We start from the raw sequence: 15,165 nt of genomic DNA, 5'->3' as shown, positions 1-15,165 counted from the left end.
ATGAAGCATTTAGGTAAAATAGGTGTTGTCTTAGTTTTGGTCCTGTCTATTGCAGCTTGCGCTGACAAGAACAGTCCAAACTACCAGTATATGCCCAATATGTATGAACCTGTTGGATACGAAACCTATCAGGGAGTTGATAATGGATTGTTTCCAAATGGGACAGAAGCTATGCTTCCTGCAGAAAATACGATCCCTAGAGGATATATGCCATATAAATTTGAGAATACTCCTGCGGGGAAAGATTTAGCAAGATTAGATGTGAGTCCATTGGATTCATTGCAAAGTGAGGCCAATTTGGCAACAGGAAAAGAACTATACGATATCTATTGTGCAATTTGTCATGGACCAAAAGGTAAAGGGCAAGGCACTTTGGTGAAAAGAGAAAAGATATTGGGTGTTCCTAGCTATGCAGATGTTGCACGTAAGATCACTGTAGGTAGCACATATCATACAATTTATTACGGATTAAACTCAATGGGTTCTTATGCGTCTCAATTTGCTAATGAAGAAGAGATGTGGCAAGTGTCCGAGTACGTAATGAAATTAAAGGAAGACCTAACAAAATAATTGGATAAGAGTATACTATGTACACGTTTTCAAACAGACTAAAAATAGGATCTTTCATTGCAATGGCAGTTGGATTGATTTGTTTAGCAACAGGTTTTTTATCCGCTCCCAGTACTGTGGAAGAAGCTAAGGCAATGGTAGCCTCGGCACATGATGATGGTCACGGAGGAGGGCACGGCGAAGAAGCTTCACATGAAGCCACAGCCGATAGCCATGCAGAAAAAGATGGGCATGGAGCTCAAGCTTCACATGATGAAGGGCATGATGCGTCACATGATGAGCATTTGTTGCACCAATTGCAAAATAGACCTTGGTCTGCATTGTATGTAGCTGCCTTTTTCTTTTTTATGATATCGTTGGGTGTGTTGGCCTTTTATGCAATTCAACGAGCAGCACAAGCTGGTTGGTCGCCCCTTTTGTTCCGGGTTATGGAAGGTATTACTGCATATTTGGTGCCTGGTGGAATAATTGTATTTGTTATTTTGTTGCTTTCCGTATTGCACATGAACCACATGTTTGTTTGGATGGATGCTGATGTTGTTGCACATGATAAATTATTGCAAGGAAAAGCAGGGTATTTAAATCCTACATTCTTTTTGATCCGAGCAGCTATCTTTTTGGGGGGTTGGATTTTCTATCGCGAGTATTCCAGAAAACTTTCCTTGGCACAAGATGAGTCGGATGACAACTCAAACTTTAAATTAAATTTCAGAATCTCTGCCGCTTTCTTGGTGTTCTATTTGATTACAGAATCCATGATGTCTTGGGATTGGATAATGAGCGTTGACCCACACTGGTTCAGTACGTTGTTTGGATGGTATGTGTTTGCAAGTATGTTTGTCTCTGGAATAACGGTAATTGCAATGGTTGCTATTTACCTAAAATCCAAAGGCCATTTAGAAGATGTTAACGATAGCCATATTCACGATTTGGCCAAATTCATGTTCGGTATCAGTATTTTCTGGACATATTTATGGTTTTCTCAATTTATGTTAATATGGTACGCCAACATCCCAGAAGAAGTAACGTATTTCATTACAAGAATAGAGGATTATCAATTACCGTTCTTTGGAATGCTGGCAATGAACTTTATATTCCCACTATTGGTATTGATGAACAGTGATTACAAAAGGGTAAATTGGTTTGTTATCATGGCTGGCATTGTAGTGCTCTTTGGACACTACATGGATGTTTTCAATATGATCATGCCAGCTACGGTTGGTGACCAATGGTACATTGGAGTACCTGAAATTGGAGGAATATTGTTTTTTGGAGGACTGTTTGTATACTGGGTGTTCAACACGCTTACAAAACAACCTTTACAACCAAAGCGCAATCCATTTATTGAGGAAAGTAGACAATTTCATTATTAATACGATTAAGGCTTAGAAAGATATACAATGACTGCATTATTAACATTTACTGTTTTAGTACTGGTGGCAATCGCAATCTGGCAAATGACCAAGATTTTTGAATTGTCCCAACTAAAATCAGAAAACACGGAGATAGCCACAGATTCAGATAATAAGTACAATGGTTATTTGTTATTTGGATTCCTGATTTTTATCTACGGAATTACCATATTTAGTTTTGCAAAATATTCTAAGATGTTGCTTCCAGAAGCCTCATCGGCGCATGGGGGTGAATATGACCAACTCATGTGGGTGTCATTTGCCATCATCTTTTTTGTGCAGACCATTACGCAAGCCTTATTGCACTATTTTGGATATAAGTATAGAGGAGAGAAAGGCAAGAAAGCACTTTTCTTCGCTGATAATGACCGCTTAGAGTTTATATGGACCATTATACCGGTAATTGTACTTGCTGGTTTAATTCTATGGGGACTATATACATGGACAAACATCATGGATGTAAATGATGAAGATGATCCATTAATTGTAGAGTTATATGCCCAACAGTTTAATTGGACAGCACGTTATGGTGGAGAGGATAATGTTTTAGGAGATGCAAGTGTACGTTTAATAGATATTGATAGAGCAAATGTTCTTGGTTTGGATGAATCAGACCCTAATGCTGCCGATGATGTAATCACAAAAGAACTTCACTTGCCAGTTGGTCGTAAAGTAAACTTTATGATGCGTTCCCAAGATGTACTCCACTCAGCATACATGCCTCATTTTAGGGCTCAAATGAACTGTGTGCCCGGCATGATTACTCAATTCTCATTTACTCCTACAATAACAACAGAAGAAATGCGATTGAATCCAGACGTGGTGGATAAAGTGAAAAGGACCAATGCCATACGCGCAAAGCGAGCGGCAGAAGGAAAACCGAATTCAGAGCCATGGGAGTTTGATTATATCCTATTATGTAACAAAATCTGTGGAAAATCCCATTATAACATGCAAATGAAGATTGTAGTGGAAACAGAGGAAGAGTACAATAAATGGATTGCTGAACAGACAACATTTACACAAACTGTTGCACCTGTTGAATAAAGGCTAGGAAAAGAACTATAATAAAAATTTAAAAAGATTATGTCAGCTACTGAACACGGACATGAAGATCATGGACATCATCATAAAGAAACGTTTGTAACCAAATATATCTTTAGTCAAGACCATAAGATGATTGCCAAGCAATATCTTATTACTGGTGTTTTGGTTATGGGTTTTATAGGAATTGCAATGTCATTGTTGTTTAGAATGCAATTGGCCTGGCCTGGAGAATCATTTTCAGTATTTGAAGCCTTTCTAGGCAAATGGGCTCCGGAGGGTGTCATGGATGCTGATATGTACTTGGCACTGATTACAATGCATGGGACCATTATGGTGTTCTTTGTGTTGACGGCAGGATTGAGTGGTACTTTTAGTAACCTATTGATTCCGTTGCAAATAGGCGCTCGTGATATGGCATCTGGTTTCTTGAACATGCTTTCTTTTTGGATGTTCTTTGTATCTGCTGTAATCATGGTAATTTCATTGTTTGTTGAAGCTGGACCGGCAGCAGCAGGTTGGACCATTTATCCCCCATTGAGCTCATTGCCAATGGCACAACCTGGTTCTGGTATGGGTATGACCTTATGGCTGGTATCCATGGCAATATTCATTGCTTCGTCTTTATTGGGTTCCTTAAATTATATTGTCACGGTAATCAATTTAAGAACCAAAGGAATGTCTATGACACGTCTGCCATTGACGATTTGGGCATTTTTTGTTACGGCTATTATAGGTGTAATATCTTTTCCAGTATTACTTTCTGCAGCTTTACTGCTGATTATGGATAGAAGTTTTGGAACTTCATTCTTCCTATCGGATATTTTTATTCAAGGAGAGGTGTTGCATTACCAAGGAGGCTCACCCGTATTATTCGAACATTTATTTTGGTTCTTGGGTCATCCAGAGGTTTATATCGTTTTACTGCCTGCTTTAGGAATTACTTCAGAAGTAATGTCGACCAATGCAAGGAAACCCATATTTGGCTATAGAGCCATGGTAGCTTCTATTTTAGCTATTGCGTTCTTATCTACGATTGTATGGGGTCACCATATGTTCATCTCAGGTATGAATCCATTCTTGGGCTCTGTATTTACATTTACAACATTATTGATTGCAATTCCGTCAGCGGTAAAGGCCTTCAACTATATTACAACCCTGTGGAAAGGAAATCTACAGCTCAATCCTGGTATGTTATTCTCGATAGGTCTTGTTTCTACCTTTATATCTGGAGGTCTTACAGGTATTATCCTTGGGGATAGTACTTTGGATATAAATGTTCATGATACCTACTTTGTTGTAGCCCACTTCCATTTAGTAATGGGTATTTCTGCGCTGTATGGACTTTTTGCTGGGGTATACCATTGGTTCCCTAAAATGTTCCAAGGTAGAATGATGAACAAAAACTTGGGTTATGTGCATTTTTGGATTACGGCAATCTGTGCCTATGGAATCTTCTTTCCAATGCACTTTGTAGGTATGGCCGGAGTACCAAGACGTTACTATGAAAACACCGCATTTCCAATGTTTGATGAGTTGACCAACGTGCAAGTATTGATGACCGTATTCGCACTTATAGCAGGAGCGGCGCAATTGGTTTTTGTATACAATTTTGTAAGAAGTATATATTACGGAAAGAGGGGTCCACAGAACCCATGGAGTTCCAATACATTGGAATGGACAGCTCCGCAAGAACATATGCACGGAAATTGGCCTGGTGAGATTCCTCACGTACACCGTTGGGCTTACGATTATAGTAAGACGTATGAAAACGGTGAATATATTATCCCAGGGCAAGATTTTGTTCCACAGAACATTCCACTTCAGGATAACGAGGAAGAACTCAACCACTAAGATTTTAAATAAAACAAGCCCATCCCATTCGGATGGGTTTTTTGTTTGCGGTCTTTGGTACAACAATTGTTATCCGTAATTGTAATATCTTTAAGAACCTTAAATCCAATACTAGTGAAAAATCTTGTAATACTACTTTTATTGTTGAGCCATATAACGCTAATAGCACAACGCAAGCCTAAAATAAAAGGAAGCCGAATCGTTACAGAAGTTAACCAAGAACTACCTGCCTTTAATTCAATTCAACTTAATGATAATCTGGATATTGTATTAAAAAAATCATTTGGCCCAGGATATGAAATTGTGGCTGATGATAATCTAATAGATATTTTAAAATTCAAAGTAGAAGACAGCACATTGGTAATAACCTCATTTTATGATGTTACTGCCAAAAAGCAATTTGATATCACCATAAATTACACTGAACTTAGGGCTATTACAGTTAAGGAGGGCAGTATTGTTTCAAACGATATTATAAGCAGTGATGAGTTGTTTATAGATGGTTTTGCCAATGCAAGGTTGGATATTAAAGCAAATGCAGCAGTAATGGACATTAACCTAGAAGATACCAGTAAAGGCGACTTTAATGTTGATGTAGATTCACTGAATATAGGCTTGAACAATAGGGCAGAGGCATATATCTACTCTGTAAATGAAGTAAGTCTAGTTGATTTGGAAGGGAATGGATCTTTAACCTATGAAGGTACTTCAGATAGAACGGAGGTGGACCTAACAGGAAACGCAAAGTTCAAAGGCGAGAAAATGGAAGCGGGGACAGTTAAGGCCAGACTGGAGAATGCAGCAAATGCCCGCATATATGCATATAGAGATTTGGAACTTAGTGCCAAAGGAAATGCTAGAATCTACCTTTACGGTAACCCTAAGATTACCGTTCTGGAGTTTTTGGATACTTCACAGCTCATCAAGAAGGTGGAGTGATTTTTCCTATTTGGCAATAGGAGCAGTAATACAATGCTCTGGAATTCCAAATCCATCAACCAATACTTCTATATGTGGTCGTAGTTCTGTAGATAAACGCTCCACTCTTTGTCTAATGGCTTTAGATTTTGTTCCGCTAAAATATCCTTGCTCCAAATACCATCCAGCATCATTATAAAGCTGGTTAAGGGCGTAAAGTGTTCCTAACTTTTTCAATAGGATTTTGTGTTTTTCATCCGTTATGGAGGAGCAGAATTCATTAAATACATGATATGCCAATTCTACACTATAGGCCTTGCCTAAAGCTAACAAATGGGTTTGGACTTTTAAAAAGGCTTGGTAAGATGGAACACCCTTTTTTATATAGCTTCTAATTCGCATGGCCAAGGTATAGGTAAGCCTTCGGGTTCTATAATTAAAGGCATGCCTATGAAATTTTGGATTATACAAATGTTCCTTATCCACTTTATTAGAGTAAACAGGGTTAATGGTACTTAGCTTGTCTGCAAGTTGACTTCGCAACAATTTTAAAACCGAAGTGAAGCCCGCACTATTAAACTCAGCTTTAAAATCTGATAAAACTCCCTTTGCTGCCAATTGTAATAGAACATTGTTATCCCCCTCAAAAGTGGTAAATATGTCCACATCGCCTTTTAAATTGGCAATTCTATTTTCCAACAAATATCCTTTTCCGCCACAAGCTTCCCTGCACTCTTGAATGGTATCGTTCGCGAACCATGTGATGATGGATTTTAGACCAGCTACTTGGGTTTCAATTTTTCTTTTATCAGGTTGAGAATCGTCACTGTATCGCTTCATCATTTCCTCCAAAGTAACATGATAGACATAAGCGCTAGCTATAGCAGGAGTAAGTCGTAATTGATGGGTGGGGTAATCCATGATAAGATCTTCCTGGATCTTAATACTGTCATTAAATTGTCTTCTGCTCAATGCATGCTTAACAGCTATCGCCAATGCCATCTTTGCACCGCCAACAGCTCCTTTGGCAACGCAGATACGACCACCGACCAACGTGCCTAGCATCGTAAAAAAACGCTTGTTCGGATTTTTTATGGCAGAAGAATAGCGGCCATCAGCTCCAATCTCTCCATATTTATCCAACAGGTTTTCACGCGGAACTTTGACTTGGTTAAACCAGATTTTCCCGTTATCCACACCATTCAGACCAAGCTTGTATCCGTTGTCTTCAATGTTGATGCCTTCCAATACAGAATTGTTTTCATCTCGTAGAGGAACCAAAATGGCATGTACACCCTTATTTTCACCGTCCACAATCAACTGTGCAAAAACAGATGCCATGGTTGAATGCAAAGCATTGCCAATGTATTCCTTGTTGTCATTCGGTCCTGGGGTATGAATGATTATGGAGTCGGTTTCTTGCTCATACGTAGCCGTAGTTTTTATGCCTCTCACATTGGACCCATGTCCTGTTTCTGTCATTGCAAAACAACCTAATAGCCTGGCTTTTCCGGTATCCATTAGATATTTGGTATGATGTTTTTCAGTGCCCAACTTTTGTATACTGCCACCAAAAAGCCCAAATTGAACCCCAAATTTCACAGCAAGACTTCCGTCAACGAACATAAGATGTTCAAAAATGGCTCCATAGGCCGGCATATTGCTAGTTCCCCCATATTCAGGGCCGTAAGCCATAGCACCATAACCTTTATTGCCTAAGAGTTGAACTTGTTCCAATACTTTTCCTCTAAAATCCTCCTTGTTTCTTAGCACATCCCAATGAAAAATGGACTGGTCCAGAAAATCCCGAAAATCATCAACGGCCTTAGTATGTAACCCTTTTAAAATACCATCGAGCACCTTGGCATCATAAAAATTAGACGTTTTATGATGTATGACTTCAACATCGAATAAATGGTTATAATGATTTGGCTGAATCCCTAAATTTATTTCAATATGCTTTAAATGGTCATTGAAATCGCAATTTTCACAGTATAAACTCCCCAAACGTTGGCTTAACGATGCCAATGGGTAAGTATCACTTTCTATCAACTTAACCTTTGAATTTGTTATCGCATGTTTCCAACGTTTGAATTCTACATTTTCAGGAGGGTTTTTACGGTCCAACCAAAGTGAAAGTTGTTTTTTTTCACCTGGGTCAAGAGTTGAATCTTGCTCAATGGTTTTTTTAACGACGTCCGTTTCTGAGGCTGAAAGAAGGTCATCTGACCAGATGATGTAAAAAAAAGGGATGTATTGTAAAATGCCTATTGTGTAATCAGATTTAACCATAAAGATTTAAGTTGAAGAAATTGCGTCTTTTTTCTTTGACGTATCTAATTTAAGATTTAGATTTTTAAGATTGATCATTGAATCTTTAGACGCTATGATTTTACAGCAAATGGTTTCTAGCACATTCCGTTTTCAACTATATTTGTTGGGATATGAATGAAAATCTAGATCCTACACCTGAGAATTTCTCTCAAGAAGAACTTGATATTGAAAGAGCTCTAAGGCCTATAACCTTTGATGATTTTACTGGTCAGGAGCAGGTTTTGGAGAATTTGAAGATTTTTGTGCAAGCCGCTAACCTTCGTGGAGAGGCCCTTGATCATACTTTGTTTCATGGCCCACCGGGTCTAGGAAAAACTACACTTGCCCATATTTTAGCAAATGAGCTGGGAGTGGGCATAAAGATTACTTCTGGTCCAGTGCTGGACAAGCCCGGCGATTTGGCAGGACTGTTGACCAATTTGGAAGAAAGAGATGTTTTGTTCATTGATGAAATTCATCGTTTGAGTCCTATCGTGGAAGAATATTTGTATTCTGCCATGGAAGATTACAAGATTGATATCATGATCGAAACAGGCCCCAACGCCAGAACCGTTCAAATTAATTTAAGCCCATTTACATTAATTGGAGCTACCACACGTTCAGGTTTGTTGACGGCACCCATGAGAGCACGATTTGGTATACAAAGTAGATTGCAATATTATAATACAGAACTATTGTCCACCATTGTTGAAAGAAGTGCAGATATTTTAAAAGTACCCATTACCAACGATGCTGCTATTGAAATAGCTGGTAGAAGTAGGGGCACGCCAAGAATCTGTAATGCGCTATTGAGAAGGGTAAGGGATTTTGCCCAAATAAAAGGGGACGGCAATATAGATATGGATATTTCAAAGTTTAGTTTAAAAGCTTTGAATGTAGATGCCCATGGTTTGGATGAAATGGACAATAAAATCTTAAGTACAATCATTGATAAATTTAAAGGAGGGCCTGTTGGTATTACAACTTTGGCAACCGCGGTTTCCGAAAGTGCGGAAACCATTGAAGAAGTCTACGAGCCATTCTTGATCCAGCAGGGGTTTATTATGCGCACCCCTCGTGGCCGAGAAGTCACTGAGCTTGCTTATAAACACTTAGGGAGAATTAAGGACGGAACACAAGGAGGTCTGTTTTAATTTGAATTCAAAAACGGTTCATACAGAACTTATTAAAACCGAAGCGAAACGCCTCGGTTTTTTGTCTTGTGGAGTTTCCAAGGCTGAATTTTTGGAAGAAGAGGCTCCAAGACTGGAAAAATGGCTTAACCAGAACATGCACGGAGAAATGCAGTATATGGAAAACCATTTTGACAAACGGTTGGACCCTACCAAACTGGTTGAGGGCTCAAAATCTGTAATCTCGTTGTTACTGAACTACTATCCATCCAATGAACAAAATATTGATTCCTACAAGATTTCAAAATATGCCTACGGTACGGATTATCACTTCGTAATAAAAGATAAGCTCAAAGACCTATTGCAATTTATTCAAGAAGAAATAGGAGCGGTTCATGGAAGAGCCTTTGTAGATTCTGCTCCAGTCTTGGATAAAGCATGGGCTGCCAAAAGTGGTCTGGGCTGGATAGGGAAACATAGTAATTTATTGACACAGCAAGTAGGCTCGTTTTATTTTATTGCTGAGTTGATTATTGATTTGGAGTTGGATTATGATGCTCCCGTCACGGATCACTGTGGCACGTGTACCGCTTGCATTGATGCCTGCCCAACCGATGCGATTGTTGAACCTTACGTTGTGGATGGGAGTAAGTGCATATCCTATTTTACCATTGAATTAAAGAATGAAATTCCGAACGAGTTTCATGGAAAATTTGATGATTGGATGTTTGGATGTGATGTTTGCCAAGATGTTTGTCCGTGGAACCGTTTTTCAAAAAAACATAGCGAACCATTGTTCAATCCTACCCCTGAGTTACTCTCCATGACCAAAAAAGACTGGGAGGAAATAACTGAAGATGTATTCAAAAAAATATTCAAAAAATCTGCCGTAAAACGTACCAAATTCTCTGGTTTACAACGAAATATCAATTTTTTAAAACCCTAAGAACCAACTACAACGATTTCGCTGAGCCCTGATGGTCATTTGATGTTAAGTTTTTTTTAAGGAAAAATTAAAAATACTATATTGGTAGTTATGCATACTATGATTTTCTCAAAAACTGGCCGCTAAATTTGTTATAATCAAAATAATTGAGTCATTAAATTCAGAATCAAGGGCGTAAACTAACTAAACTTAAATTAACTAACTAAATCAAGAAAAACCATGAGTGGATTACAGACTTTGGATATTGTTGTGATTCTGGTATATCTGGTAGGAATCATTATTTACGGAATATCAAAATCAAAAAGAAGTAGTTCAGAAGACTATTTTTTAGGAGGTAGAACAATGACGTGGCCCATCGTTGGGATTGCGCTTTTTTCTGCTAACATTTCAAGTTCCACTTTAGTAGGGTTGGCTTCAGATGGTTTTCAAACCAATGTGAATGTTTACAATTATGAATGGTATGCAGTTGTAATCTTAATTTTCTTCTCAATCTTTTTCTTACCATTTTATTTAAAATCAGGAGTGTATACCATGCCTGAATTTATGCAAAGACGCTATGATAAAAGATCTAGATATTATTTTTCTCTAATAACTATAGTAGGTAATGTATTGGTGGATACTGCGGCAGGTCTTTATGTTGGGAGCATTGTACTAAAACTATTGTTTCCTGATGTAGATTCAACTTATATTATTATTGGATTAGCTGTGGCCGCAGCTGCCTATACAATTCCTGGAGGGTTGAACTCGGTTATTCAAACAGAAGTGATTCAAGCAGTACTTTTAATTATAGGTTCGTGTTTCCTCACTTATTTCGCCTTTGATGAGCTTGGTGGAGGTTGGAGTGGTATGATGTCTAAATTAGATGCCGCCTTGGCCTCGGGAGATGTCAATTTTGGCGATCGTGCTGCAGAAGGCAAATACATTCCATCCAACTCTGGAGAAGTCTTTAGTTTGGTTCGCCCAAATAATGATGAGTTTATGCCTTGGTGGGGACTTTTAACAGGAGTTCCGCTTTTGGGATTCTATTTTTGGGCCAATAACCAGTTCATGGTTCAACGGGTACTTGGTGCCAAAGATTTAAACCATGGGCGTTGGGGTGCTTTATTTGCTGGATTATTAAAACTTCCAGTAATATTCATTATGGTGGTGCCTGGAGTGTTAGCACTTTTATTGTTCAGTTCGCTGGATATTTCAAACTTAAACTATCCTCTACCAGATGGAAATATGTGCGAGAATTTAGTGGACTGCCCTAACCTTACTTATCCGGTATTATTGTTTCAGCTTTTGCCTACCGGTATTTTAGGTTTAGTGGTAGCAGGTCTATTGGCCGCTATGATGTCATCTGTCTCGGCAACATTCAATTCGGCTTCTACTCTTATAACTATGGATTTTGTGAAACAATTACGCCCAGAAATGACCAGTAAGCAATTGGTTAGAGCTGGACAAATAGCTACTTTGATATTGGTTGTTCTCGCTTCAGCATGGGTGCCTTTTATTGAAAGAGTGAGCGATTCACTTTGGGGCTACCTTCAATTGGTGATAGCCTTTACAAGTCCACCAGTTGTTTCGGCATTTATTCTTGGACTGTTTTGGAAGAGGGCAAATGCTACAGGAGCTTTTGTGAGTTTATTGATCGGTGGTGCGGCGGCTGTTTTTATGATACTATCTGCAAGCTATGATATTTCGCCTTACATAAATGAGTTTCATTTTCTAGCTAAAGCAAATCTTTTATTTGTGATAAGTGTGATAACACATGTAGTGGTCAGTTTAGCTACTGGACAGCCAGATGCCCAAAAAGTAGCGGAGTATACCTACAAGAAAGAGATGTTTACTGAAGAAACGGAAGAGTTAAAAGCATTGCCTTGGTATAAAAACTATAGATATTTGGCTGTTATATTGCTAGTAGTAACGTCAATTATAGTTGGTTACTTTTGGTAATCATGGATTAGAAATATGTAAATGGACGCCACTAATTGTTGGCGTCTTTTTATTTAAGGACATTGTAGACTTAAATCCAACAAATAACTTATAAATTTACAGCTTCAATTGTAACAAATGAACAAAGAACAACAACGTCGGGAAGCACTTTTATACCATGCTAAACCCCAGCCAGGTAAAATAAAAATTGTTCCTACCAAACCCTATGCAACACAACGTGATTTGGCGCTTGCCTATTCACCAGGTGTTGCAGAACCTTGTTTGGAGATTGAAAAGAACAAGGACGATGTATATAAATACACGGCAAAAGGAAACATTGTTGCAGTAATTTCAAACGGTACTGCCGTTTTGGGACTTGGTAATATAGGTCCTGAAGCTTCGAAACCAGTTATGGAAGGAAAAAGTCTTCTGTTCAAGATTTTTGCGGATATCGATGGAATGGATATAGAACTGGATACTACAGATGTGGACAAGTTTGTGGAGACCGTAAAAACTATAGCTCCCACCTTTGGTGGAATCAATCTGGAAGATATTAAGGCACCAGAAGCATTTGAGATCGAACGAAGACTCAAAGAAGAGCTAGATATTCCTGTGATGCATGATGACCAGCACGGAACGGCAATTATTTCTGCCGCGGCACTTTTAAATGCTTTAGAGATTACCCAAAAAAAAATTGAGGAGGTTAAAATTGTAGTTAGCGGAGCAGGTGCTGCCGCCGTTTCTTGCACACGATTGTATAAGGCATTTGGGGCTAGTGGAGAGAATATTGTAATGTTGGATAGCAAGGGGGTTATCCGAAGTGATAGGGAAAACCTATCCAAAGAAAAGCTGGAGTTTGCTTCTAACAGAAAGATAGATACGCTGGAAGAAGCACTAAAAGATGCAGATGTTTTTATAGGGTTGTCCATAGCAAATATTTTAACTCCAAAAATGCTTAAATCCATGGCTAAGGACCCCATTGTTTTCGCCATGGCAAACCCCAATCCAGAAATAGAATATAATATAGCTTGTAAGACCAGAGACGATATTATCATGGCTACTGGTCGCTCCGATCACCCTAATCAGGTAAATAATGTTTTAGGATTCCCCTTCATTTTTAGGGGCGCTTTGGATGTGCGTGCGACCAAAATCAATGAAGAAATGAAGATGGCAGCTGTTAGGGCTCTGGCGGACCTAACAAGGGAACCAGTGCCAGAGCAAGTTAACATCGCTTATGATACAACAAGATTAACTTTTGGTAAAGATTATATAATTCCTAAACCTTTTGATCCAAGACTAATTACCAAAATTCCACCTGCAGTTGCCAAAGCAGCAATAGAAAGTGGAGTTGCCAAAGCACCTATTCAAGACTGGAAGAAATACGAGGAAGATTTATACCAGAGATCTGGGAACGATAATAAGGTGGTACGCCTAATGCACAATAGAGCTCGGTTGAACCCAAAACGGATTGTTTTTGCGGAGGCCGAATTATTAGATGTGATGAAAGCAGCACAGATTGTGTACGATGAAGGTATTGCCATACCAATTTTGTTAGGAAGCAAAGAGACCATAGAGGGTCTTAAAAAGGAGTTGGATTTTGATGCGGAAGTTCCGATCATAGATCCTCGTTCTGATGAGTCAAAAGATATGCGAACCAGATATGCTCTTAAATTATGGGAATCTAGAAAGCGAAAAGGAGAAACCAAATACAGCGCTAATGTAAATATGGGCAAGCGCAATTACTTTGGCGCCATGATGCTTCAAGAAGGGGATGCTGATGGAATGATCTCTGGATATTCTAGATCATATCCGAAGGTTTTGAAACCTGTTTTTGAAGTATTGGGTAGATCAAAAGGAGTAAAAAATGCATCTACCGTTAACATAATGATCACTGAAAGGGGCCCTTTGTTTTTAGCGGATACTTCAATCAATGTAGATCCAAGCGCAGAGGATTTGGCAGAAATAGCCCAGATGACCGCCAATGTAGCCAATACATTTGGATTTAACCCAGTTATGGCGATGTTATCTTATGCTAATTATGGGTCTTCAAGCCATCCAAATGCGCAAAAAGTAAGGGAGGCGGTTAGGATTTTGCATGAACGCAATCCAGAATTGGTGGTAGATGGTGAAATTCAGACCGATTTTGCATTGAGTCAGGAATTATGTCACAACAATTTTCCATTTTCTAAACTAGAAGGGAAAAAAGTAAATACTTTGATATTCCCTAATTTAGACTCGTCCAACATCACCTACAAACTCCTAAAAGGATTGCACAATGCAGAATCTATAGGTCCAATTATGGTTGGTCTTCGCAGGCCAGCGCATATTCTGCAACTTGGAGCCAGTGTAGATGAAATGGTAAATATGGCTGCCGTAGCTGTTATAGATGCCCAAGAGCGGGAAAAAAGGAAAAAGGCAAAAATGGGAGAGTAGCATGCCAAGATTAAGATTTTACCCAAAACCTAACTACTAAATCATGATTACCCACTTAAAAGGAAAATTGGTTGAAAAAAATCCAACGTATGTAATTATTGAATGCGGAGGTGTTGGATACTTTTTGAACATTTCTCTTCACACTTTTTCGCAACTGAATGATGAAGAGAGCATTCGTCTTTTTACCCATTTACAGGTTAAAGAAGATTCACACACCCTGTTTGGTTTTGTTGAAAAATCTGAACGGGAAATCTTTAGATTGTTGATCTCTGTTTCAGGTATAGGATCAAGCACTGCTAGGACTATGTTATCCTCACTAACACCAATCCAGGTAAGGGATGCCATAGCCAACGGAGATGTGCCTTCCATACAGTCAATCAAGGGTATAGGAGCTAAGACCGCCCAACGTGTAATCCTGGACCTGAAGGATAAGATTTTAAAAGTCTATGATATGGGCGAAGTTTCCTTACAATCAAACAATACAAGCAAAGAAGAAGCGTTATCTGCTTTAGAGGTTCTTGGTTTTGTCAGAAGACAATCTGAAAAGGTTGTTGACAAAGTGTTAACCAAAGATCCTACACTTAGCGTTGAGGACATTATAAAATTAGCGCTGAAAAATTTGTAA

At 38.8% G+C, this 15,165-nt stretch carries 11 protein-coding genes; 10 read left to right on the top strand and 1 reads right to left on the bottom strand.

The features are described from left to right. From DKG77_RS00220 to DKG77_RS00200, 5 genes are all read left to right on the top strand, one after another. Positions 1-570: a c-type cytochrome gene (locus tag DKG77_RS00220; protein ID WP_109661344.1), complete on the top strand. Its 570-nt coding sequence runs from the start codon at positions 1-3 to the stop codon at positions 568-570. A gap of 17 nt (positions 571-587) precedes the next feature. Beyond that, complete coding sequence (locus DKG77_RS00215) at positions 588-1,943, top strand: quinol:cytochrome C oxidoreductase (RefSeq protein ID WP_109659061.1); 1,356 nt, start codon at positions 588-590, stop codon at positions 1,941-1,943. A 27-nt stretch (positions 1,944-1,970) separates the two neighbouring features. Then, positions 1,971-3,029, top strand: coding sequence for a cytochrome c oxidase subunit II (locus DKG77_RS00210; protein WP_109659059.1), 1,059 nt, complete (start codon positions 1,971-1,973; stop codon positions 3,027-3,029). Positions 3,030-3,068: 39 nt separating this feature from the next. After that, positions 3,069-4,880: a cytochrome c oxidase subunit I gene (locus DKG77_RS00205; protein WP_109659057.1), complete on the top strand. Its 1,812-nt coding sequence runs from the start codon at positions 3,069-3,071 to the stop codon at positions 4,878-4,880. Between the two features lie 114 nt (positions 4,881-4,994). Then, the gene (locus tag DKG77_RS00200) at positions 4,995-5,819 is read left to right on the top strand and encodes a GIN domain-containing protein (protein ID WP_165819316.1); all 825 of its coding nucleotides are present in this window, start codon (positions 4,995-4,997) and stop codon (positions 5,817-5,819) included. 6 nt (positions 5,820-5,825) lie between these two features. On the opposite strand, the gene DKG77_RS00195 is transcribed toward DKG77_RS00200, so the two are convergent. Next, entirely contained in the window at positions 5,826-8,090 is a 2,265-nt protein-coding gene (locus DKG77_RS00195; RefSeq protein WP_109659053.1) for an acyl-CoA dehydrogenase family protein, read from the bottom strand. Positions 8,091-8,242: 152 nt separating this feature from the next. Between DKG77_RS00195 and ruvB the strand changes: the two genes are divergently transcribed. The 5 genes from ruvB to ruvA all read left to right on the top strand — a co-directional run bounded on the left by ruvB (position 8,243) and on the right by ruvA (position 15,165). Then, positions 8,243-9,265, top strand: coding sequence for a Holliday junction branch migration DNA helicase RuvB (ruvB, locus tag DKG77_RS00190; RefSeq protein ID WP_109659051.1), 1,023 nt, complete (start codon positions 8,243-8,245; stop codon positions 9,263-9,265). 1 nt (position 9,266) lies between these two features. After that, entirely contained in the window at positions 9,267-10,190 is a 924-nt protein-coding gene (gene queG, locus DKG77_RS00185; protein ID WP_109659049.1) for a tRNA epoxyqueuosine(34) reductase QueG, read from the top strand. A gap of 219 nt (positions 10,191-10,409) precedes the next feature. Continuing rightward, positions 10,410-12,128, top strand: coding sequence for a sodium:solute symporter (locus DKG77_RS00180; protein ID WP_109659047.1), 1,719 nt, complete (start codon positions 10,410-10,412; stop codon positions 12,126-12,128). A 117-nt stretch (positions 12,129-12,245) separates the two neighbouring features. After that, a complete protein-coding gene (locus DKG77_RS00175) occupies positions 12,246-14,540 on the top strand; it encodes an NADP-dependent malic enzyme (protein ID WP_109659045.1) in 2,295 nt (764 codons plus the stop codon). A gap of 43 nt (positions 14,541-14,583) precedes the next feature. After that, the gene (ruvA, locus tag DKG77_RS00170; protein ID WP_109659043.1) at positions 14,584-15,165 is read left to right on the top strand and encodes a Holliday junction branch migration protein RuvA; all 582 of its coding nucleotides are present in this window, start codon (positions 14,584-14,586) and stop codon (positions 15,163-15,165) included.

It is taken from the genome of Flagellimonas aquimarina, assembly GCF_003149745.1.
Lineage (GTDB): Bacteria > Bacteroidota > Bacteroidia > Flavobacteriales > Flavobacteriaceae > Flagellimonas > Flagellimonas aquimarina.
The sequence above is the reverse complement of the archived record's forward strand: the minus strand, read 5'-3'. Positions and strand labels throughout refer to the sequence as shown.